Origin of the sequence: Paludibaculum fermentans (assembly GCF_051172195.1) — a bacterium.
Classification (GTDB): domain Bacteria; phylum Acidobacteriota; class Terriglobia; order Bryobacterales; family Bryobacteraceae; genus Paludibaculum; species Paludibaculum fermentans_A.
The window spans coordinates 868,597-889,713 of the sequence record NZ_JBPJAQ010000002.1 but is presented as its reverse complement, the minus strand read 5'-3'; the positions used below and the strand labels follow the sequence as shown (position 1 = coordinate 889,713).

The window sequence follows — 21,117 nt, the reverse complement described above, 5'->3', positions numbered from 1 at the left end:
CGAAATCGCGATGGCAACCAAGAAGAAAGGTGCGGCGGGCGGACTGGCCTGCAAGACGCCGGAGAGTCCGTCCAAGACAAGCTCTGACTTACAGGCGCTGGCCGGCAGTGTCGCTGAGCCGATGAGTCAGACAACGCGGGAGAGGCAGATGGCACAAGCGCTGAATCAGGATCCGCAACTGGTGGAAGATTTTCTGGTGGAGGCGCGCGAGCACCTGACGAATATCGAGGCGCGCCTGCTGGAGATTGAACAGGGGGCGCAGACGCGAGAGACGTTGAACAGCGCCTTCCGCAGTTTTCACACGTTGAAGGGCTTGGCGGGATTCCTGGAATACAACGTGATCCAGGAAGTGGCCCACGAAGTGGAAAGCCTGCTGGACCTGGCCCGCAACGATGCACTGCAGTTGAATGCACCCATCGTGGATGTCGTGCTGCAGTCGGGCGACTTCCTGGCGGCGTGCCTGCGCAGCATTGAGTTGAATAAGACGAAGACCGAGGCGCCGCCGATGGATGATCCGGCCGTACTGCTGGAGCGCATCCGCGCCGCGGCCGCGACTCCGCAGGCGGTGGAAGCAACGGCGCAGGGGGAGTTGGAAGAGCGCGACCTGGCTGCGGAGATGGAGCGGACCAAAGCAGGCGCGGGCGAACCATCGAAGGAGATGTCGGCGGCGGCCGAAGCGGTGCCGGCCGAGACGACAGCCGGCCCAAAGCGCAGCGATGCCTCGCTGGTCAAGATCGAGACCGGCAAGCTGGAATACCTGGTTGAGATGGTGGGCGAACTGATGATCGCCGAGTCGATGCTGCATCACAATCCGGACCTGGGCGAGTCGCGGTCGCCGAGGGTGCAGCGCGACCTGTCACAACTGGCGCGGGTGACGGCCGAAGTGCAGAAGACAGCCATGGCGATGCGCATGGTGCCGATTGGCACACTGTTCCGGCGCATGACGCGGCTGGTGCGGGACCTGGCCCGGAAGTCGGGCAAGTCCGCCGATCTGGAGCTGCATGGAGAAGAGGTGGAGCTCGACCGCACGATTGTAGAAGAGCTGGCGGATCCCCTGGTTCACATGCTGCGGAATGCGCTGGATCATGGCCTGGAAGCTCCGGCGGATCGCGAAGCGGCGGGCAAGCCGGCAACGGGCAAGGTCCGTCTCAAGGCGGCGCACCAGGCTGGACAGATCGTGATTGAGCTGAGCGATGACGGGCGGGGTCTGGATCGAGGGCGCATTCTGGCCAAAGCGGTGCAGCGCGGCCTGGTGAGCGCGGAGACGAATCTCAGCGACAGCGAAGTCTATCATCTGATCTTCGAGCCCGGTTTTTCGACGGCCGAGAGAGTGACCGATGTCAGCGGCCGGGGGGTGGGCATGGATGTGGTGCGCAAGCACATCAGCCGGCTGCGGGGCCGGATCGACATCGCCTCGACGCTGGGCCAGGGCACGACCTTCACGCTGCGAGTGCCCCTAACGCTGGCCATCATCCATGGGCTGGTGACGATTGTGGGCGGCGTCCGGTATATAGTGCCGATCTTCGCGGTCCGCGAGATGTTCCGGCCGACTCCGGAGCGCCTGTTCTCAGTGGAAGGGCGCGGCGAGATGGTGCTGGTGCGCGAGCGCCTGCTGCCGGTGGTGCGGTTGAGCCGGAGGCTGGGCGTCCAGGCGAAGAGTGAAGACCCGTGCGAAGGCGTGATGATCGTCGGCGAGAGTGAGGACAGGCAGTATTGCCTGTTGGTGGACGAACTCGCAGGCAAGCAGGAGGTGGTCATCAAGAACCTGGGACCGACCTTCGGCGAGGTGCGGGGTGTGGCCGGCGGCGCGATTCTTGGGGACGGCCGCGTGGGATTGATCCTGGACCTGGCCACCCTGTTCGGAGGAGCGGAGCATGCCGCCTGAGACTTTGCCCGTGATTGCGGCGCAGACCGTGCAGCCTGGCGAGTTCAAGAAGATCCAGTCGCTGACGTACGAGGTGGCCGGCATCGATCTGCGCGAGGGGAAGGAAGCGCTGGTGGGCGCTCGTCTCAACAAACGGATCAGGGAGCTGGGCTTGAAGGACGTCTCCAGCTACCTGAGCCTGGTGGAGGCGGACCGCACGGGCGTGGAGCTGATCGCCCTGATCGATGCGCTGACGACAAACTTCACCAGTTTCCTGCGCGAGCCGCAGCACTTTGAATTCCTGCGCAGCGTGATCCTGCCGGCGTTGTCGGCGCGGGCCACGATGCGCATCTGGAGCGCAGGCTGCTCGACGGGCGAGGAGCCGTATAGCATCCTGTTTCACCTGGCGCAGGCGCTGGGCGAGAAGCAGTTGAAGGAAGTCGAGATCCTGGCGACGGACATCTCCACTCGGGCATTGAGTGTGGCGAGCTCCGGCATTTATGCGGCCAGCCGGATGAAGGAACTGCCTGAGGCGTGGCGCAAGCGATTCTTCCAGCGCGGGGTGGGCGAACAGGAAGGCATGGTCCGGGTGCGCGAAGAGTGGCGCTCGCGCATCCACTTCCGGCGCCTGAACCTGATGGAGGATTTCAGCAGTGTGGCGGTGGCGAACGTCATTTTCTGCCGGAACGTGATGATCTATTTCGACAAGCCGACGCAGCAGAAGCTGGTGCGGCGCTTCGCGGAACGGCTGGAGCCGGGTGGATGGCTACTGATTGGGCATTCGGAAGGCTTGATGGGCATGGAGCATGATCTCTCGTACGTCATGCCGGCGGTATACCGCAAAGCCAGCGGCCGCAAGGGTTGATTGGAGAAAGGGGAGCAGCTTTGGCGAACAGTCTGGTGGTGGGTGTCGGCGACTGCAAAGTGACAGGCGATCCCCTGGCGGAGCTCGTGACCTACGCCTTGGGCTCGTGCATCGCGGTGGCGATCTGGGATCCGGTGACCCGGGTCTCGGGGCTGCTGCACTTCATGTTGCCGGATAGCGGAGTGGACCGGAACAGCAATGGCAGGGAGCATCCCTTCCGGTATGCCGATACGGGGACTCCGCTGTTATTTCGCGGAGCGTACCAGCAGGGCGCGGACAAGCGGCGGCTGGTGGTGCGGCTGGCCGGAGGGGCGGCGGTGGTCAACGACAACGGGGTATTCAATATCGGCAAACGGAACTATGCGGCACTGCGCAAGATTCTATGGAAGGCGGGTGTCATGGTGCATGCCGAAGATGTGGGCGGCAATGTCTCGCGCACGGTCAGGCTGGAGGCCGGTTCGGGCAGGATGATCATCCGCGCCACGGGTGAACCGGAACGGGAGTTGCGGCCGGCGAGCCAGGCTGAACGCGCTGCGTCCATGGGGGGAGCACTGTGTCAATACGTCTGATGATCGTGGATGATTCACCGGTGATGCGGGCCTTCGTGCGGCGCACGGTGGAGGTGACGGGTTTCGACGTGGCCGGCTATCTGGAGGCTGGCGATGGCCGGGAGGCGCTGCTGAAACTGCGATCGGCACGGGCCGCTGGTCCGGCGCAACAGGTGGACCTGATCCTGACGGACATCAACATGCCGGTGATGGATGGCGAGGGGTTGCTGGAGGAGTTGAAGCGGGATGCGACGCTCAGCTCGATTCCCGTGGTGGTGGTGTCGACGGACTCGACCGATCAGAGGATGGACAAGCTGATGCAACTGGGCGCTCGCAGTTATGTACGGAAGCCGTTTCCGCCGGAGAAGCTGGGTGAGGTATTGGCCGGTATCTTCCCTGAGCTGGCCGGCGCCAGCGAGGACGAGGCGGGCGACGGGGGATTCTGATGCCTCAGAACGTAATGGAAATTCACAACATTGCCCTGCCCCAGGTGCGCCAGGCATGCCGGGTGGCGCTGCTGGAGGTGCTGGAGACGATGTTCTTCGAGCTGCCGGTGGCGGAACTGGAGGTGGTGGAAGCGCCGGTTGAGACGAGTTGCCTGATCCGCGCGAGCTTCCACGGCAGTGCCGGCGGCGCGATGCAGCTTGCGATCTCGTGCCAGATCTGCGGCCGGCTGGCAGCCGCCTTCCTGGGCAAGGAGACGGATGAGGTTACGTGCGCCGAAAGGTGCAGTACAGCCCGGGAACTGGCCAATATGCTGTGCGGGGCTTCGTTGAGCCGGTTGCAGCCGCAGGGGCGATTGTCGATTGGAACGCCAGAGTCCGTGGATGAGGCGGACCCGGAATCCGGGCCCTGGCTCAGGTATCCGCTGGAGGGCGGTTCTATCGATGTGGCCTTACGCTATGGCGAGGGCATATGAACCAGGAACGCAGGACGAGAGTGCTGGTGGTGGACGATTCAGCGATCGTCCGCAAGGTGCTGAGCGACATTTTGAGTGCACAGCCAGACCTGGAGGTGGTGGGGACGGCTCCGGATCCTTACGTTGCGCGGGACAAGATTCTGGCGCTGGAGCCGGATGTGTTGACGCTGGACATCGAGATGCCGCGCATGGACGGGCTCACCTTCCTGAAACGGCTCATGCGGTTTCATCCGCTGCCGGTGATCGTGATCAGTTCCCTGGCGCAAAGCTCGACGAAGTCGGCGATGGAGGCTTTGACGGAAGGCGCCGTGGATGTGCTGGCGAAGCCGGGTGGGCCGTATTCGGTGGGCGATCTCAAGGAGGATCTGCCGCGGCGGGTGCGGGCGGCGGCCCGGTCACGGATGCCCGCGGCGCGGCCTGCTCCGGTTGCTGTTAGGGGTCATGCGGCGATCCCGGACGGGCGTGGCGCGGTGCGCCAGATGGTGATCGCGCTGGGCGCTTCGACAGGCGGGACGCAGGCGATTGAACGTGTACTGACGGCACTGCCGGCGGCGATGCCGCCCATCGTGGTCACCCAGCACATCCCGCCGGTGTTTTCGGCAGCCTTTGCTGAGCGGTTGAACAAGGTTTGTGCGTTGGCGGTGCGTGAGGCGAAGGGTGGCGAACTGCTGGAGCCGGGCGTGGCCTGGATCGCTCCTGGCGACCGCCACCTGCTGTTGGACAAAGCCGGCGCGGGTTGGCGCCTCCGCCTGGATGACAGCCCGAAGGTCTGTTACCAGCGGCCATCGGTCGATGTAATGTTCCAGTCCGTCGCGGCGGCGCTGGGGCAGGCGGCGGTGGGTGTGCTGATGACGGGCATGGGCAGCGACGGTGCGGCGGGGCTGCTGGCGATGAGGCAGGCCGGCGCCGAAACCATCGCGCAGGATGAGGCGAGCTGTGTGGTCTATGGCATGCCCCGAGAGGCGATCCGGATGGGTGCGGCTGCGCACGTGCTGAGCCTGGACGCGATCGCGGCGATGGTGCTGAAGAAGAGCCGGGTGACGCAGTAGCGGCCCGGCTAGCCCCGCAGTAGTCCGGCCAGGATGGCCGCGCTGGCGGAGAAGGGCCGTGTGCCGGCCAACGCGCGGGCAGCCAGGGACATTTCCTGGCGCCGCTGTTCATCTTCCAACAGCGAGCGGATGGCAGGCCACAGTTGGCCGCGCTCGTGGTCGCGCAGCATTACGCCCACCTCGGGGGTCATCACCTCGCGCGAGCCCTGGTGCTCCAGGCAGACCGCGGGCAAGCCTTCGGCGAGAGCCTCCATCAACGTCAGGCCGTAGCTCTCGTGGCGCGACGGGAAGACATAGAGATCCGCCATGTGGAATGCCGCCTGTTTTCGCAAGCCGCTCATGTAACCGGGGAAGACCACCTTGACCTGGCGGAGGCGGGCGGCCAGTTGCCGCAGTCGCTCCATATGACGCCGGCCGTGCATAAAGGCCGGTTCGCCGCAGAGGAACAACCACAACGGGCGGGGCGGCAAGCGTCCATGCCGTTCGGCCTCGATCAACGCCTCCAACAGCACGTCCTGCCCCTTCTCCGGCGAGATTCGGCTGAGGCAGAGGAGCACCTGCGCATCGTCCGGCACCTTGAACTCACGGCGCAATCCGATTGCCGCTTGGCGCGCGTCTTCCTCCAGTCCGAAGCGCGGCGGAGCACCCCAGGGCACGACGTGAATGCGCTCCCGCGGAGTGTCCGGATAGCACTCCAGCAGGATGTCCTTCATGCCGGAGGAAGGCACAACCACGGCAGCGGAGTGGCGCAGGCTGGCGCGCTGCTGAGCGAAGATCAGGCGCAGGATTACGGGCGCCACGCGGTCGAGCCGCAGCGCGCGCATGAGTTCCCAGAACCGCGTCAGGCCGCGCGGCGAGAGGCGGTCTTTCAAATAGATGGCCGAGATGTAGGCGACCACATCGACGTGATAGACCGTCACGACGTGGAAGCCGGCCTGCTGGAGCGCGGCGAAGTCAGGACCTTCGCTGATGTCGTTCACCAGGACGGAACTGGTGAGCGGGTCGGCGCGCAGGACGGCCTTCGTCGAGGCGGAGCGGAACGACTCGCAAAAGGCGGCGTATTGGCGCTCGTCAAACTGCACCAATTGGCGGCCGGATGGCGCGGCCGCGCCCAGGATGGAAGGACTGACGAGTTCCACCTGGAAGGGGCGCGTGCGGGCCCATTCGTCCAGCAGCAGGTTGGAGACTGCCGCGCCGCCGCCCAGGGGAATCGCCTGGCCGCCGAAGCCGCCGTGGGCGGCGCAATAGAGAACGCGTTCGATGCTCACCCGCCGACGATGACGGCCGTGGTCGCCGCGCTGTCCTGTTGATGAAGGGCCAGAACGTACCAGCACAAGGTCAGCAGCAGGGGCAGGTCCGGACGCTCCAGGGCGGCCGGTTCGATATCCACGTGCGCGCCATGCTTGAGTACGCCCTGGTTGTGGAACCGGATCAGCGGGTCGCCCGCGGCCGACATCAGGGCCCACTGGCTGCCCCAGAAGCTGGTGGATTTCATGGGCAGCACTTCGCCGCCTGGCAGGAAGATTTCACCCTTGGTACCCATGAGGCCCGGCTTATAGTGGGCGACGTCCTGATCTGAGCCGGCGACCCGGGCGGTGACCACCGGCGTCAGGAAGCCGGTGCGTTTGAAGGTCCAGCTCTGGTCGGCGGTCTTCGCCTCGGCCAGAGTACCGAATACCTTCTTGAAGTCGATGGACGCCAGGACGGAGTCGCCCGACTTCAGCTCATAGGTGCGGGCGAAAGCGGATTGCTGCTTCCACTCAAGGCCGCCGAGTTGGTTGGATCGAATTGGGATCATACTGCAGTCCTTTCTCGAACAACTGAACGGCACGCTGGGCCGTGGCGATATTGATGTCTAGTTCCGCGCAGCGGGCGCGCAGGCGGCGGTTCATTTCACGCCCGACGGTCCACTGCTGGCTGGGCTGGGTCTTCAGCCGTGCTTTCACCACTACGCCCTGTTCCGTGAATTTGTCGACGCCGGCAATTTCGATATCGGCGAGGATGAGCCGTTGGAAGGCTTCGTCTTCGCGTAATTCCCGGGTCACCTCGCGGAACACGTCCATGAGGCGCTGCGGATCTTCCTCGAAATCTACCGCCACGTCAAACACAGCATAGCTGAAGCCCATGGTGAGGTTGGAAAACGACTGGATGCTGCCGTTGGCGAGAACATGGACGGCGCCATCGTAGCCGCGCAGGACCGTGGTTCGCAGCGAAAGCTGTTCCACGGCGCCGGAGACCTCGCCTACCTTGACAACATCGCCGATGCGGATCTGGCCCTCGGTGAGCAGAAAGAAGCCGCCGATCCAATCTTTCAGGACGCTTTGGGCGGCAAAGCCGATGGCCAAGCCTGCTACTCCGGCGCCGGCCAGCAGGGGACCCACCTCGAAGCCGACCTCGCGTTTCAGCGCCAGCAGGATGGCGAACGCCCACACCAGGGAGAAGAGGACGCGGCGGGCGATGGTGGTGACGGTATTGGTCTGTTTGGCGCGTTCCAGATCGACCTCGCCGCCGCGTTCGCGAACGAGGTCGGCGGAGACGCGCCCGACGGTGGAGAACAGTTTGCTGAGCAGGAAGTTCAGCAGCGCGGCGCCGCAGAGGTAGCCGCCGATGCGCAGGGCGCTGAAGAGATAGTCATCCAGACGCTGTACCGGCAGCCCGGACAGGAGCGAGGTCATACTTCTCCATGGTACGCGGAGAGGCCGAGCTGCCGGCTGGCGGCACGTCGGGGTGCCGGGTGCAGCCGAATGAAAGCGCTGGCAGCGGGCGGGCGGCTCTGATAGTCTGTTGTGGATGAAACGCCGTTCATTCCTCCCCGCCGCAGGGCTCAGCGTCGCCGCCATGTCCGCACAAACAACTTCCAACCCAGGCAAACTGAAGCAATCCGTTTGCCGCTGGTGCTACGCCAAAGTCCCGATCGAGGACCTGGCTGCGTCGGCGGCGAAGATGGGCATCGAGTCGATTGATCTGGTCGATCCCAAGGAATGGGATGTGGTGAAGAAGCACGGCCTGAAGCTGACGGTTGTGCCGGGCCCCACCACGATTCCGGACGGTCTCAACCGAAAGGAAAGTCACGACGCGATTGAAGCCAAGTTCAAGACAATGGTCGACCAGGCAGTGGCGGCGCAGGCCGTATCGATCATTGTGTTCTCGGGCAATCGCAAGGGCATGAAGGATGAAGAGGGCGCGGCCAATACGATCATCGGGCTGAACCGCCTGAAGAAGTATGCCGAGGACAAGAACATCCTGGTGGTGATGGAGCTGCTGAACTCCAAGGTCAACCACAAGGACTATATGTGCGACAAGTCGCAATGGGGTATTGAGGTAGTGAAGGCGGTGAATTCACCGAATGTGAAACTGCTGTACGACATCTACCACATGCAGATCATGGAAGGCGACGTGATCCGCACCATCCGCGACAACCATCAATGGTTCGGCCACTATCACACGGGCGGCAATCCCGGGCGCAACGAGATCGACGATACGCAGGAGCTGAACTACCGGGCGATCACGAAGGCGATCGTGGAGACCGGCTTCCAGGGCTATATGGCGCACGAGTTCGTGCCGAAGCGCGAGCCGCTGGTGTCGCTGCGCGAGGCCGTGGACCTGTGCCGGGTGTAGTCGCACGGATCACGGCAAAGTAGTCGACCTCATCTGAAACCACGAAGGAGCACGGCCCAGGCGCCGTGCTTTTTCTTTGCCTGTCCGCCGCCCGTCCGTGCGTCGCGCAAGGGACCATCTGCGGGACAAAGCACTTTTGCGGCATAATATAAAATAAAGGTCGTGAATCATGTACCACTACAACGCAGGTACAGCGCTAGACGAGCTCAGGGAGGATGCCATCCTGCCTAACCCCGTCCATGTGCGCGATATGATTCTTCGAACGCAACACACGCCGGAACAGGCACTGGAATTGAACCGGGCCTTCCTCGCGTATCAGCAGGCCTTTACGGGGGCGCGGGACATCGCAGCCAAACTCCTCGAGGAGCTGGCCGCCGCGACCAACAGGCCGTAATCGCGTAACTCCCTGACGGAGTCTACCCTCACTGTTTTAAACAACCTGCCACCGGGTTGTTACGAACAACTGACACCCGAACTGTACATTGGGAGCACCAACGAGACATTTATGACCAGCAAGAAAAAGACCACCACAGAACCTGAAATCGTGAAGGCGGCCGAGACGGCCCCGGCAACGAAGAGCAAAACCGAAAAGAGCAAGACCACGAAGACACCAACCGCAGCGAAGTCGTCCGCGGCTACGCACAAGCCCGCCACTCGCAAGCCCGTCGCCGCCAAGACCGCCGCGGCTGCGGCATCCGCCCCAGCGCCAGTTGCCGCTGTGACGGCCGCTCCGGTAGCCAAGGCAGCCTTCGAGCCCAGCGCCTACCAACAGGAGATTGCGACCGAGGCGTACTTCCAGTGGGTGAGCCGCGGAGGTGGGGATGGGAACGAGCAGGAAGATTGGCTGCGCGCTGTGGCGATCGTTCGCGCGCGTTACGAATAGAAGTCGGGACAGGAATCAGGGGGCTCCCGGTAGAGCGCGTCGATTCTCCGCGTCCACCGAAGGCCCCCTGAAGGTTCGTGCGGTTTACTTGTACTTGCGCAGAACGGCGAGCACGCGTCCTTGCAGTTCGACGCTCTCACCGGGCACAAGAATGGGTTCCATGGCGGCATTGGCCGGCTGTAACCGTACCATTCCGTCAGTTTGTTTATAGAAGCGCTTCAGAGTGGTTTCAGCCCCACCCACCAACGCCACCACAATTTCACCGTCACGCACATTTGGCGTGCGTTCTACTAGTACGTAATCACCGCTGCAGATATGGTCCTCGATCATCGAGTCCCCCCGAACCTGCAGGGCATAAGTCTCCGCCGAACCTGCAAAGTCGGCGAAGTTGAGCGTTTCGGGCGCCGGAACCGATTCCACCGGCACACCCGCGGCGATACGGCCAAGAAGCGGAATGGTCATACTTCCGTTTTCAGGACCATGGACGCGCGCGTGCTCAGCGGCCCGATATTCCGGTGATACCTCAATGGATCGGCTCTCGTTGTAGCGTCTCTTGAGGTAACCCTTTTGTTCAAGAGCGGTGATGTGTTTGTGAACAGTCGCGAGCGAGGCCAACTGCAGGCCAGCCGCGATCTCTTCAAAACTCGGGCTATACCCGTTCCGCTCCGTATATTCGACGAGGAAGTCTAGGACTTCTTTCTGTCTGGGCGTCAGAGCCATACCCACATTTTTCGGCGAACACGGAGCGAAAGTCAAGCGGGGGTAGTCAATTCGGATGAAGAGGGCTTAATTTATGCCGCACTTCCCGGGGGTCGGACACACGCGTCCAGAGGGACACATGGCCGGCGCGGATTGCTTGGATGCACCCATTTTAGGGGAGAATGTGGAGTGCTCCTTGCGCAGGTGGTGCTCTCCACAGGAGGGGCAGGACAGTGTTTCGTAGTCGGATTCGCGGCGGATCAGCTTCTCAAATTTTGTCCCGCAGTCTTCACAGGCGTACTCAAAAATCGGCATGGTTCAACGTTTCCCTTCCTCGAGGATCGCTACAGCGATTTTATCAACGATCGCCCGGATCTCCGATGTAGGCGCAGTGTAATCGTTCACCAGGATGGAGAAGGCGAGGCGCCGGCCTGAATCTTCACCCACGTATCCAGATAGCGCGGCGACATGGCTGATGGACCCGGTCTTGGCCCGGATGGCTGTCACATCGTTGTAACCGCGGAAGCGATTGTTCAGGGTGCCATCCTCTCCGGCGATGGGCAGCAGTTCACGGAACGCTTCGCGCCATGGGCTGTTGTGCATGTAGCGCAGGACGGTGGTGAACGTTGTAGGAGTCGCCAATGTGCGGCGAGAGAGACCGGAACCATCGGCGAGGGCGAAGTCCTTACGGTCGAGGCCGAGGCTGGTGAGGAACTCGGTCATCTCCTCATGCGCGGCATCGGCGGTTCCTTCGCTCCTCTTGATGAAGCCGACTTCACGAAGCACGATCTCGGCGTAAAGATTCTGGCTGACCTTATTCACCACCTTGAGGATCTCGAGTAAGGGGGGCGAGACGCGTTTCGCCAGTTCGACTCCGGTGGGCACCTGATAGGGCTGGCCTGGCAGTCGATGGGCGGCGCGAGCCGAACCACGGATGGTGACTCCGCGGGCGCGCAGTAGTTCAGCGAATGCCTGGGCGGCGAAGGCGGCGGGGTCGTCGATGGCGATGAGTTGCGAGGCGGCTCCGCCATTGGGCGACGCGGTGCCACCGATCAGGAGGACGTGCGAACTGGGCTGGCGGTCGACGGTGATGCTGCGCGGGGCGCCGATGTGCGTCTTCAGTGTGTTGTGGATGGTGTAGTACTCCACCTGCGGAGTGAGCGAGATTTCGGCGGTTTCACCGGGCTTGCGGCCGGGCCGGATGGTGAGCAGCAGGGCATTGTCATTCAGGGTGAGAGCGCTTACCGGAGCTCCGTATTCCCAGACGGTATCGTCGACGGTCCAACCGTCGGGATAGGGGGACCAGGGCCAGCGGGTGTCGTCTCCGATGATGTCGCCGTCGATGATGCGGACTCCCGCTTCGACCACTTTGTTCGCCAGTTCGGCGAGCGGCTTGAGGGGGTCGCCCTCAATCGCACCTTTCTTGTACGGAATGTCACGGGCAGAGAGAGTGGGGTCGCCGCCGCCGACCAGCCGCAGATCGCCGGTGATTTTGCCGTCGGAGTCCGGCGGTTTTGCGGTGAGAATGCGCGTTTCGAAACGGTAGTCGGGGCCGAGCCGGGCGATGGAGAGGACGGTGGAGAGCAGCTTCGTGTTGGAGGCGGGGGTCATGGGAATGCCGGCGTTGCGGGCATACACCACCCGGCCAGTGGCAGGCTCGACGACATGGATTCCGAAGACGGCGCGTTGGGCGGCCGGGTCGGAGAGGATTTGATTTACTTTCTCGTCAAGGTTCTGGGCAGGCGACACGGCGGCCAGAAACAGAAGGGATGCCGCAAAAGAAGTGGTCCGAAGCATGAGTACTCAGTTTATCCTGAGGTCGTGAAATTCCTGGTGCTGGGCTTGCTGACAACGATGGGGTGGGCGGGGACGGACCCCAAGCCGAAGGCCTCGGACTATCCGGCGCATGGGCGGGCAGCGCGGGCGGAGATTGGCGCGGAGTATCTGTCCAGGACGATCAGTGAAGGGGGCGAATCCTTCTACACAGGGATTTACCTGGTGGTCGAGGTCGCTGTCTATCCGGACAAAGGCGTTACGTTGCCGGTGAGTTCGGGGGATTTCCAATTGCGGATCAACGGAAAGAAGGTGCCGCTGGTCGCACAGACACCGGGCCTGGTGGCGGCGGCGATGCGGAATCCGGAATGGGAGAGAGGCAACCGGGGGCCGACCGCGAATGTGGGATTGGGCGGGGGAGACATCATAATCGGACGGCCGCCAGCGATTGAGCGGTTCCCCGGGGATCCGCAGGCGTCGCGGGGTCCGCGTCCGCCGCAGGCTCCGGAGCAGAGGGATAAAGCGGCGCAGGACCAGGGCGAAGCGGCGCTGCGGCTGGCTTTGCCGCAGGTGGAGGCGGAGACCGGAGTGAGCGGCCTGGTCTATTTTGCGTACAAATCCAAGCTAAACGACATTCGTCGTTTAGAGCTGTTGTACGAGGGACCAGCTGGACGACAAGTGTTGGTTTTGCGCTGAGCGATAGCTTTCTATCATTTGTGTCATCCTGACGGCATGAAGTTGACGTTCTGGGGAGCCGCCCGTACGGTTACCGGCTCCATGCATCACCTTGCCGTGAGCGGACGGCGCTATCTCCTGGACTGCGGAATGTACCAGGGGCGAAGGAAAGAGGCGCGGGAGCGGAACGCGCACTTCCCGTTCTCCCCTTCCACGATCGATGCGGTGCTGGTATCGCACGCGCATATCGACCACACGGGGAATCTGCCCACTTTGGTAAAGGGCGGCTTCACGGGTCCAATCTACGCGACTCCGGCGACGGTGGACCTGAGCAAGTCGATGCTGGCCGATTCGGCGCACATCCAGGAAAAGGACGCCCTCTTCGTGGCCAAGCGGCTGTCGCGGCGGCGGAAGATTGGCCAGGCCGACGATCTGGAAGTGATTGAGCCGTTGTACTCGGTGGAGGATGCCGAGCGGACGCTGGAGTTGTTCAAAGAGGTGACGGAGCATCAGGTGACGGAGGTGGGGCCGGGGCTGGCGTATACGGCGTACGATGCCGGGCATATGCTGGGGTCGACCGCGCTGGCGATGGAACTGCAGGAGAACGGACGCAGGGTGCGACTGGCGTTCTCGGGCGATGTGGGACGGCCGAACCTGCCGATTATCAAGGATCCGGAGACGATGCCGCCGGTGGATTACTTGATCATGGAGTCCACTTACGGCGACCGGCTGCACAAGGATATGGGGTCGGCCAAGGACAAACTGGCGGACGCGATCAACCGGGTGAGCGAGCGGGGCGGGAAGATCATCGCTCCGGCGTTCGCGGTGGGCCGGACGCAGCAACTGGTGCTGCTGCTGCACGAGTTGATGCTGGAGCACCGTATCCCGGGGATCCCGATCTTCGTCGACAGTCCGCTGGCGGTGAACGTGACCGAGGCGTTCCGGAAGCATACTGAACTGTTTGATACGGAAACGCAGGCGTTTATTGATAACGGACATGATCCGTTTGGGTTCAAGCTGCTGCACTATGTGCGCGAGGTATCGGAGTCGAAGGCACTGAACGATCTGCGCGGGCCGGCACTGATTCTGTCGGCGTCGGGCATGGCGGAAGCGGGCCGCATTCTGCACCATTTGCGGAACAATATCGAAGACCCGCGCAATATGGTGCTGATCACCGGCTTCCAGGCGGAGTACACGCTGGGGCGCAAGATTGTGGACAAGCTGCCGGAGGTGCCGATCTTCGGCGAGCCGGTGAGGCTGCGGGCCGAGGTGGTGAAGCTGAACGAACTATCGGGCCACGCCGACCAGAACGAACTGCTGACGTGGATGAAGCCGATGGTGAAGACGCTGAAGAAGGTCTTCCTGGTACACGGCGAACCGCAGCAGGCCGAGGCGCTGGCGAAGATGATCCGAACGGTTTACGAGCTCGAGGTGGAGATTCCACAGCGCGGGCAGGCGTTCGACCTGTAAGACCTACTTGCGGGCCGGACGGGTGTACACGGTCCGGCCCTCGATCATCACCTGCATGGGTTCGATCTGGCGAATCTCGTCGACCGGGCATTTCAGGTAATCACGATCGATCACCACCAGATCGGCCAGCTTGCCGGGTTCGAGTGAGCCTCGCGTCTTCTCGGCGAAGTGCCGGTAGGCGGCCCAGATGGTGTACATGCGCAGGGCCTCTTCGCGGGTGACGCGCTGTTCGGGGTGGACGACTTCTCCGCGGATATTGACGCGGGTGACGGCGTTCCACATGCCCTGGAAAGGGTTGTACGGATTCACGGCCGAGTTTTTGTCGTGGCCGATCATGTGGTCGCTGCCGCCGGCGACGATGATGCCCGCGTCGATGTAGGAGCGCAGGGGGAAGAAGTACTTCATGGCTTCAGCGCCCATGGTTTTCTGCAGGCCGGGGGTGTCGAAGTAGAGCCAGGCGGGCTGGACGTCGGCGAGGACTCCGAGGCGCTTCATTTCGGCGATGGCGTGGGGGTTCTGGAAGCTGGCATGGATGAGGTGGGAACGGGTGGGGGCGATGGGTTTGGTTTTGTTGAGGGAATCGAGGGCGCCCAGGAAGTTGTCGATGGCTCCGCCGCCCTGGCAGTGAGCGGAGAGGGTCCAGCCTTTATCACGGGCGACGCGGAAGATCTCGAGGAGTTTCTCGGCGGTTTCGAAGAGCTGGCCGCGGTCGTCGGGATTGGTCTTGCCGTAGAGCTGGGCTCCGAATTCGCCGTAGGGCTGGCGCTGGAAGGCGGTGCCGATGGTCATGCCGCCATCGACGTTGACCTTGAAAGCTCCGAAACGAAGCCAGTCGTCGCCGTCGTTGGTTTTGTAGGGGAGCGCCTGGATGTCCTTGCGGAGGTCCTCGAGGGGGCGGCCGGCGTCGTAGCGGGCGGTGAGCGTGACGCGCAGGGGCAGGCGGTGGGCGGCTTTGAGGTCGCGGTAGAGACCGATCTCCTCGGCGTAGACCGCTCCATCACCGATGGAGGTGAGACCGGCTTCGACGTAGCGGCGCAGCATCTCTTCGAGGGCACGGCGCTTTTCATCGAGGGCAAAGCCTTCATCTTCCTTGAGACCCTTCAGCAGCTGTTGGGCGTTCTTGATGATGCCGTTAGGTTCGCCGTTGCGATCGTGGACGATCTCGCCCATGGGCGGATTGGGGGTGTCGCGAGTGATGCCGCTGATTTTGAGGCCCAGTGAGTTGACGATGACGACATAGCTGGCGTCGAACATCACGGGATGATCCCGGGCCTCGTCGAGCAGTTCCCTGGTGGGCATGCGCAGTTCGTTCAGGCGCGTGGGGAAGGTGCGGGGGACGATGATCCACTGGCCCTTGGGGGTTTTGGCGGCCTGGGCGCGGATGTAGCTGCGGATGGTGTCGTAGGTATCAAAGACAGGAAGTTTGCCGCGGAATTCACTGAGGCCGGCGCCGAGCGGATGGACGTGGCTGTCGAAGAGGCCGGGCAGAACTGTGGCGCCGTGAAGGTCGGTGACCACGGTTTTGGGGCCGCGTTCGGCGGCGAGCACGGCGGCATCGGAGCCGAGCATGACGACGTGTCCGTCACGGATGGCGACTGCTGACTGGACGGAGAATTTGGCGTCGACCGTGACGATTTTTCCGTTGCGGAGAATGAGGTCGGAGTTGGCGGCGAGGGCGGTGGACGCCAGTCCTGCGAGCAGCAGGAGGGCCGCCCAGGGGCGTGGAGATGCGGGCAGTTGCATTGAATCTTTCTGACCTCGATTTGGAGTGAAGGCTAATACTCCGCGCTGAGTCGGGGCGCTGCGGCGATCACGGGGCCGGGTTGGTGGTTTGCGACGTATTCGACGATATTGTATCGACCCGGCGGCCTGCAGCGGTGAGGGAACGGCGTAGGTCCACACCGCATCCGGCTACGCGGGCGCTAGACCGGATCGGGGATAGTCCAGGGGGTCCGGTAACTTCTTGTCTGGAGAGCTGTGGCCTTGGGGTCGTTGGCGAAGGCGCCGTTGCGGTCGATGCTGAGTTCGCGGCCGACACGGTAGCTGATGTTGGCGAGATGACAGAGGTTGGTCGACATGGCGGCGAGCTCGATGCCGGCGTGGAGGTCGGCTGATTTCCGGCTGCGAACGGCGGCGAGGAAGTTACCCATGTGCGCGGCGTTGGCGGTGTCTTCGCGGGGCGCGGCTTCCTCCTTGGCGAGCTCGCGTTTTTCACCTTTGAAGACGCGGTAGCCCTCGTCGTCGAGAACGAGGAAGCCTTCGCTGCCATAGAAAACGTTGCCGATGGTGTGGGGAGAACCGGAGCGCAAGCCGGCTTCGCCGGGCGTGAGGAGGCCGCGGACTTCGAACATGATTTGCGCCTTCTCGTAGCCGAGGGTGGCGAACTGCATGTTGGGGGTCTCCTGGTCGTCGTCGTGGAGGAATTTGCCTCCGGTGGAGACGGCGTGGGTGGGCCAGGAGTCGAGGCCGGCGCCCCAGCGGGCGATATCCATCTGATGGACGCCCTGGTTGCCGATGTCGCCGTTGCCGGTGTCCCAGAACCAGTGCCAGTTGTACTTGTAGCGGTTCTCATTAAAGGGCCGCATGGGGGCAGGTCCGAGGAAGGCATCCCAGTTGAGACCGGGCGGGACGGGGGCGTCGGGCTTTTGGCCGATGGAGAGGCGGCGCTTGAAGCAGAGGCCTTTGGCGAGATGGATCTGGCCGAGGGCCCCGGTGTGGAGGAGTTCCATGGCGCGGCGGATGTGGGGTTCGCTGCGGCTTTGCGTGCCGACCTGCACCATGCGGTTGTACTTGCGGGCGGCCTGGACCATGCGGGCGGCTTCGTGGATGTTGTGGCTGGCGGGCTTTTCGACGTAGACGTCCTTGCCGGCGCGGCAGGCCCAAATGGTTTGGAGGGCGTGCCAGTGGTTGGGCGTGGCGAGGGAGACGGCCTCGATTTCCTTGTCGGCGAGCGCCTCGCGGAGATCGGCGTAGGTCTTGGGCTCGGCGCCGGTGAGGCGTTTGACGAGGGCGGCTCCTCGTTCACGGGCGGCCTGGTTGACGTCGACGAGGGCGGCGATGCGGGCCTGGGGCAGGGCGGCGTAGGACTCCATGTGATCGGTCCCGCGGCCGCCCAGTCCGGTGATGGCGATGTTGACGCGATCGTTGGCGCCGAGGATGCGCCCGGCGCTGGCCGCGATGGCGGCGGTGGAGTATTGGAGGAAATGTCTTCTGGCGATAGAGGTCACTATTTGTCTCCTGCCTGACGGCAGTATTCATCGTAGAGCGTGGCGACGTTGGCCGTGGCGGTGTCGCCGGGGTGGACGACGACGCGGTAACGGAAGCGGAGTGTTTCCGCGGGCTGGATGGTCAGGCTGCCGTCTTTGGTTTTGTCGTTGAGGAAGTCGTGGAGGCCGAAGATGTTGACGGCGAGCAGGCCATAGGCGCGGCTGTGCCAGTGAGTGGGATGGCGCGGATTGCCGGGGTGGTCAAAGATCGCCACTCCGAGTTGTTCGCCCTGGACGGTGCCATAATCGTCGACCCAATCGGCCTGGCGGCCCCAGACGTTTTTCTCGGACTTCGCTCCGGTGGAGCTGATCATCGTGCCTCCGGTGTCTTCGGAGAGTTCGCGGCCGAGGCGGACGTAGAAGGAGCCTTCCTTCGTGTCACCGAACCGGACGGGGGCCTGGCCGGCGGTGAGTTGGATGTCGAAGTCGATGATGCGAAGGGTGGGGTGGGCGTAGAAGGTCATGACGCGGTGTTCGCGCAGGAGAGTTTCGCCCTTGGGAGTGAGCCACTGGAAGGAAGCTTCGAGAATGCCGGAGTCGCGGCCGCCTTGCGTGCGGATGATTTTGTCGAGGAGGATGCGGCCCTGATGCGGGTCTTTCTGCTCCTGTTCGGAGGCCCAGAAGTTGTAGCCGTTTACGTCGCCGTGGGTGAAGGCGATGCCGCGATGGTGGGGATGCTCGGTGTCCTCGCCGGGGACGGTCTCCATGGGGTAGTGGCGGGAGACGACTTTGCCGCTGGCGGAACGGAGGGGGTGGAGGTAGGGCTTGTTGTCGGCGGCTTTGTAGAGGAGGTCGGTGAAGGGTTGGTTGTTGATGAGGATGTGGATGGTGTTGGGGGCTCGGGTGAAGGAGACGGAGGGGGTGGTGGGCGTGCGTTGGGGTGCGCGCTCTTTGACGGTCGCGGCTCCGATTGCGGAGGAGGAGGAGGCTGCGGGAGTGCGTTGGGGTGCCCGCTCCTTCACAGTCGCGGCTCCGTTTGCGGGTGCGCTGGGCGGTTTTTGGGCTGCTGGAAGCAGGGCCGGCAGGAGGCAGATGAGGATTGATATCGATCTAGACATATCCGGTTATTTGTAGACGGTGGCTCCGCCACGATACTCCATTTGATCGCGTTTGCCGGGGGCGGCGACGTCGAGGATGGCGCGACCCATGCGGAGGCCCGGTGAATAGGCGCTGACCACGCAGCGCCCAACCCTGTCAGTGGAGCGCAGGGCGATGCGCGTTAGGCCGGCGACGCAGTTCCAGGTGAGGCCGGTGGGATGGCCGGGCCAGGTTTGCGGCAACAACTCGCCGGGGCCGTAGGACGTGAAGCTGATGGCATGGGCGGCCGAGGGAACTACCGTGCCGTCCTTGTCGACGACGGCGGCGGTGAGATAGGCGAGGCTCTCGGGATCGCCGGATTCGATGCGTTCGACATCGGAGCGGAGGTCGATTCGGGCGGCGGGGCCGGCGGTCTTGCGCTCGGAGGTGAGGGCTCCGGCTGTGGCCTTGAGGATTCCGGGTTCATAGGGGACGTCCCAGAGAAAAGGCGGGTGATCGAGGCCCGGGAAAGGGGCGGGTTCGCGCACACCCAGGGAGCGGCCGTTCAGGAAGAGTTCGACTCGGGCCTGGTTCGAGTAGACCTTCACCCTGCGGGTCTTGCCTTCCTCGCCGGGCCAGGTCCAGTGGCCGCAGAGGTGGAGCATGGGCTTGGGGCTCCACTGGCTTTGGAAGAGGTAGAAGACGTCCTTGGGGATGCGCCAGAAGTCGGCCAGGCCGAAGGTGACGAGGTGAGGCGTGATGGGATCGTACTCGTCGCCGTCGTAATCGAACTGGTGCCAGACGGTGCTGCCGGCGATCCAGGGGCGGCGGCCGACTTCGGCGAGATAGGCTTCGTGCTTCTCACAGCCGAGGTCTTCGCTCTCCGGGCCCATGCCGTAGAGGCCGCGGCCGATGGCGTCGACGGTGTACTCCTCGATCATGTAGCGGCGCTCGGGGTGAAGATTGCGTTCGTTGTCGTTGGCTTCGAAAGAGGAGTAGAGGCCGACAACGTCGAGGGTCTCCTTGATGCTTTCGATGCGGGCGTCCTGCATCGTAACGGGGCGGCTGGGGTCGGTTGCCTTGATCTTGTTGACCAACTGCTGGACGACGTCGACGTGCTTGGCGGCGGATTCGACTTCGCCTTCGAGACCCCACATGAAAACGCTCGGGCAATTGCGGTCGCGGGCGATCATTTCTCCGATGCCCTTGGCCTGGATTCGATAGTAGCCTCCGTCGTCCTCGACCTCTTCACCGACGAACATCTCTTCGAGGACGAGGAGGCCGAGGCGGTCGCAGGCTTCCATCACTGCGGGGTCGTGGGGATAGTGGCTGGTACGGAAGAGGTTGCAGCCCATCTCCTTGATCAGTTCCATATCCTTGACGTGGCGCGAATTGGGCAGGGCGCTGCCGAGCCCTGGATAAGAGTGGTGCCAGGTGGTGCCACGCAGTTGGAGGCGGCGGCCATTGAGGAAGAAGCCTTGACGGGCGTCGAAATGGAACCAGCGGAAACCGATGGGGGCTTCGTGGAGATCGCCGGCGGCGGCGGAGTCGAGCAGGGTGGTGCGGAGCTTGTAAAGATTGGGGTCGTCGGGGGACCAGAGTTTCGGCTGGGCCAGGCGGAGATGCTGGGTGAGGGCGTGGCCTCGCTTGTTGGCTGGGATGGCGGCGGAGGTTTCGACCTTGGCGGCTACGGCGCCCTGGGGGTCAATGATCTCGTGGATGACTTTCAGTGAGGCAGCACGGCTGGTCTGGTTGTCGATCTTCGAGTGGATTTCGATTTCGGCGGAGTCTGCCGAGACTTTGGGGGTGAGCCAATAGACCTCTGAGAGATGGACGGGCGCGGTGATGCGCAGCCAGGCGTCACGGTAGATGCCGCCGTAGAAAGTGAGATCGGTCTTGACGGTGGGCGCGATGTCCTTGTTGTAGATGTTATCGACCTTGACGGTGAGGACGTTGCCGGCGGGGCCGAACTGGACGTGCCTGGTGATGTCGAATTCAAAGCTGGTATAGCCACCTTCGTGTTTGCCGAGGTGAGCGCCGTTGAGCCAGAATTCACTGACCTGATTGACGCCTTCGAGCTCGAGGAAGATGCATTGGCCGCGGAGGCCTGGTTCGAGTTGGAAGTGTCTGCGGTACCAGCCGATGCCGCGGAAGTAGCCGGGCAGTTCGTCGCTGCCGTCGTGCTGGTTCCAGGTGTGGGGGAGTTGGATGGAGGACCAGGCGGAGTCGTCGTAGGTAGCGGATTTCGCGTTGAGGAAGGCCGGCTCGATGGCAGCGCCCAGGGTGGGGTCACGCTCCCAGGAGCCGAGGGCTCCACCTCCTTTGGATTGGCGTTGGAAGAGCCAGCCGGCATTGAAGTTGCGGCGGATGCGGGGCGGTGCGGAGAGGCGCTTGTCTTGGAGGGGTTGTGCGGCCTGGCTTGCGGAGACGGCGGCCAAGGCCAGGAAATGCCTGCGGTTCATGGTTCCTCT

The 21,117-nt window shown here is 63.4% G+C and carries 21 protein-coding genes; 11 read left to right on the top strand and 10 right to left on the bottom strand.

Features of this window, described 5'->3' with window-relative positions; genetic code table 11:
- Nucleotides 1–10 precede the first annotated feature (10 nt).
- From ACR9Y2_RS30215 to ACR9Y2_RS30190, 6 genes are read left to right on the top strand one after another with little or no spacing between them, the layout of a single operon-like run.
- Nucleotides 11–1,885: a chemotaxis protein CheA gene (locus tag ACR9Y2_RS30215; protein ID WP_435045601.1), complete on the top strand. Its 1,875-nt coding sequence runs from the start codon at nucleotides 11–13 to the stop codon at nucleotides 1,883–1,885.
- Nucleotides 1,875–2,729: a CheR family methyltransferase gene (locus ACR9Y2_RS30210; RefSeq protein WP_435045600.1), complete on the top strand. Its 855-nt coding sequence runs from the start codon at nucleotides 1,875–1,877 to the stop codon at nucleotides 2,727–2,729. Before ACR9Y2_RS30215 ends, ACR9Y2_RS30210 begins: the two co-directional genes overlap by 11 nt.
- A 20-nt stretch (nucleotides 2,730–2,749) precedes the next feature.
- Nucleotides 2,750–3,298 carry a chemotaxis protein CheD gene (locus ACR9Y2_RS30205; RefSeq protein ID WP_435045599.1) on the top strand — a complete coding sequence of 183 codons (549 nt, stop codon included), beginning with the start codon at nucleotides 2,750–2,752 and terminating at the stop codon, nucleotides 3,296–3,298.
- The gene (locus ACR9Y2_RS30200) at nucleotides 3,283–3,723 is read left to right on the top strand and encodes a response regulator (protein ID WP_435045598.1); all 441 of its coding nucleotides are present in this window, start codon (nucleotides 3,283–3,285) and stop codon (nucleotides 3,721–3,723) included. The genes ACR9Y2_RS30205 and ACR9Y2_RS30200 overlap by 16 nt, the downstream gene beginning before the upstream one ends.
- A complete protein-coding gene (locus ACR9Y2_RS30195) occupies nucleotides 3,723–4,196 on the top strand; it encodes a chemotaxis protein CheX (RefSeq protein ID WP_435045597.1) in 474 nt (157 codons plus the stop codon). The genes ACR9Y2_RS30200 and ACR9Y2_RS30195 overlap by 1 nt, the downstream gene beginning before the upstream one ends.
- Nucleotides 4,193–5,245, top strand: a complete 1,053-nt coding sequence (locus ACR9Y2_RS30190; protein ID WP_435045596.1) for a protein-glutamate methylesterase/protein-glutamine glutaminase — start codon at nucleotides 4,193–4,195, stop codon at nucleotides 5,243–5,245. Before ACR9Y2_RS30195 ends, ACR9Y2_RS30190 begins: the two co-directional genes overlap by 4 nt.
- An 8-nt stretch (nucleotides 5,246–5,253) precedes the next feature.
- On the opposite strand, the gene ACR9Y2_RS30185 is transcribed toward ACR9Y2_RS30190, so the two are convergent.
- From ACR9Y2_RS30185 to ACR9Y2_RS30175, 3 genes are read right to left on the bottom strand one after another with little or no spacing between them, the layout of a single operon-like run.
- Complete coding sequence (locus ACR9Y2_RS30185) at nucleotides 5,254–6,513, bottom strand: glycosyltransferase family 4 protein (RefSeq protein ID WP_435045595.1); 1,260 nt, start codon at nucleotides 6,511–6,513, stop codon at nucleotides 5,254–5,256.
- The gene (locus tag ACR9Y2_RS30180) at nucleotides 6,510–7,043 is read right to left on the bottom strand and encodes a hypothetical protein (RefSeq protein WP_435045594.1); all 534 of its coding nucleotides are present in this window, start codon (nucleotides 7,041–7,043) and stop codon (nucleotides 6,510–6,512) included. The genes ACR9Y2_RS30185 and ACR9Y2_RS30180 overlap by 4 nt, the downstream gene beginning before the upstream one ends.
- Entirely contained in the window at nucleotides 7,006–7,920 is a 915-nt protein-coding gene (locus tag ACR9Y2_RS30175) for a mechanosensitive ion channel family protein (protein ID WP_435045593.1), read from the bottom strand. Before ACR9Y2_RS30175 ends, ACR9Y2_RS30180 begins: the two co-directional genes overlap by 38 nt.
- A 115-nt stretch (nucleotides 7,921–8,035) precedes the next feature.
- Between ACR9Y2_RS30175 and ACR9Y2_RS30170 the strand changes: the two genes are divergently transcribed.
- The 3 genes from ACR9Y2_RS30170 (at nucleotide 8,036) to ACR9Y2_RS30160 (ending at nucleotide 9,746) form a co-directional block, all read left to right on the top strand.
- Nucleotides 8,036–8,863 (top strand): hydroxypyruvate isomerase family protein, encoded by an 828-nt coding sequence (locus tag ACR9Y2_RS30170; RefSeq protein WP_435045592.1) that lies wholly within the window; start codon nucleotides 8,036–8,038, stop codon nucleotides 8,861–8,863.
- Between the two features lie 169 nt (nucleotides 8,864–9,032).
- A complete protein-coding gene (locus tag ACR9Y2_RS30165) occupies nucleotides 9,033–9,257 on the top strand; it encodes a hypothetical protein (protein WP_435045591.1) in 225 nt (74 codons plus the stop codon).
- 111 nt (nucleotides 9,258–9,368) lie between these two features.
- The gene (locus ACR9Y2_RS30160; protein ID WP_435045590.1) at nucleotides 9,369–9,746 is read left to right on the top strand and encodes a DUF2934 domain-containing protein; all 378 of its coding nucleotides are present in this window, start codon (nucleotides 9,369–9,371) and stop codon (nucleotides 9,744–9,746) included.
- Nucleotides 9,747–9,830: 84 nt separating this feature from the next.
- Here the strand turns inward: ACR9Y2_RS30160 and lexA are convergent, their stop codons facing one another.
- The 3 genes from lexA to dacB form a co-directional block, all read right to left on the bottom strand.
- Nucleotides 9,831–10,466 carry a transcriptional repressor LexA gene (gene lexA / locus ACR9Y2_RS30155; protein ID WP_435045589.1) on the bottom strand — a complete coding sequence of 212 codons (636 nt, stop codon included), beginning with the start codon at nucleotides 10,464–10,466 and terminating at the stop codon, nucleotides 9,831–9,833.
- Nucleotides 10,467–10,532: 66 nt separating this feature from the next.
- Nucleotides 10,533–10,760: an FmdB family zinc ribbon protein gene (locus tag ACR9Y2_RS30150; protein WP_435045588.1), complete on the bottom strand. Its 228-nt coding sequence runs from the start codon at nucleotides 10,758–10,760 to the stop codon at nucleotides 10,533–10,535.
- A gap of 3 nt (nucleotides 10,761–10,763) precedes the next feature.
- Complete coding sequence (gene dacB / locus ACR9Y2_RS30145; protein WP_435045587.1) at nucleotides 10,764–12,242, bottom strand: D-alanyl-D-alanine carboxypeptidase/D-alanyl-D-alanine endopeptidase; 1,479 nt, start codon at nucleotides 12,240–12,242, stop codon at nucleotides 10,764–10,766.
- 24 nt (nucleotides 12,243–12,266) lie between these two features.
- Here dacB and ACR9Y2_RS30140 point away from each other — a divergent pair, with 24 nt between their 5' ends.
- Nucleotides 12,267–12,914 carry a hypothetical protein gene (locus ACR9Y2_RS30140; RefSeq protein WP_435045586.1) on the top strand — a complete coding sequence of 216 codons (648 nt, stop codon included), beginning with the start codon at nucleotides 12,267–12,269 and terminating at the stop codon, nucleotides 12,912–12,914.
- Between the two features lie 81 nt (nucleotides 12,915–12,995).
- Nucleotides 12,996–14,363, top strand: a complete 1,368-nt coding sequence (locus tag ACR9Y2_RS30135; RefSeq protein ID WP_435045585.1) for an MBL fold metallo-hydrolase RNA specificity domain-containing protein — start codon at nucleotides 12,996–12,998, stop codon at nucleotides 14,361–14,363.
- A gap of 3 nt (nucleotides 14,364–14,366) precedes the next feature.
- Here ACR9Y2_RS30135 and ACR9Y2_RS30130 read toward each other — a convergent pair whose 3' ends face one another.
- The 4 genes from ACR9Y2_RS30130 to ACR9Y2_RS30115 all read right to left on the bottom strand — a co-directional run bounded on the left by ACR9Y2_RS30130 (nucleotide 14,367) and on the right by ACR9Y2_RS30115 (nucleotide 21,108).
- On the bottom strand, nucleotides 14,367–16,106 hold the full coding sequence (locus ACR9Y2_RS30130) for an amidohydrolase (protein WP_435045584.1): 1,740 nt from the start codon (nucleotides 16,104–16,106) through the stop codon (nucleotides 14,367–14,369).
- A 179-nt stretch (nucleotides 16,107–16,285) separates the two neighbouring features.
- The gene (locus tag ACR9Y2_RS30125) at nucleotides 16,286–17,590 is read right to left on the bottom strand and encodes a Gfo/Idh/MocA family protein (RefSeq protein WP_435045583.1); all 1,305 of its coding nucleotides are present in this window, start codon (nucleotides 17,588–17,590) and stop codon (nucleotides 16,286–16,288) included.
- The gene (locus ACR9Y2_RS30120; RefSeq protein WP_435045582.1) at nucleotides 17,590–18,687 is read right to left on the bottom strand and encodes a PmoA family protein; all 1,098 of its coding nucleotides are present in this window, start codon (nucleotides 18,685–18,687) and stop codon (nucleotides 17,590–17,592) included. Before ACR9Y2_RS30120 ends, ACR9Y2_RS30125 begins: the two co-directional genes overlap by 1 nt.
- Before the next feature lie 6 nt (nucleotides 18,688–18,693).
- Nucleotides 18,694–21,108 carry a glycoside hydrolase family 2 TIM barrel-domain containing protein gene (locus ACR9Y2_RS30115; RefSeq protein ID WP_435045581.1) on the bottom strand — a complete coding sequence of 805 codons (2,415 nt, stop codon included), beginning with the start codon at nucleotides 21,106–21,108 and terminating at the stop codon, nucleotides 18,694–18,696.
- Nucleotides 21,109–21,117 lie beyond the last annotated feature (9 nt).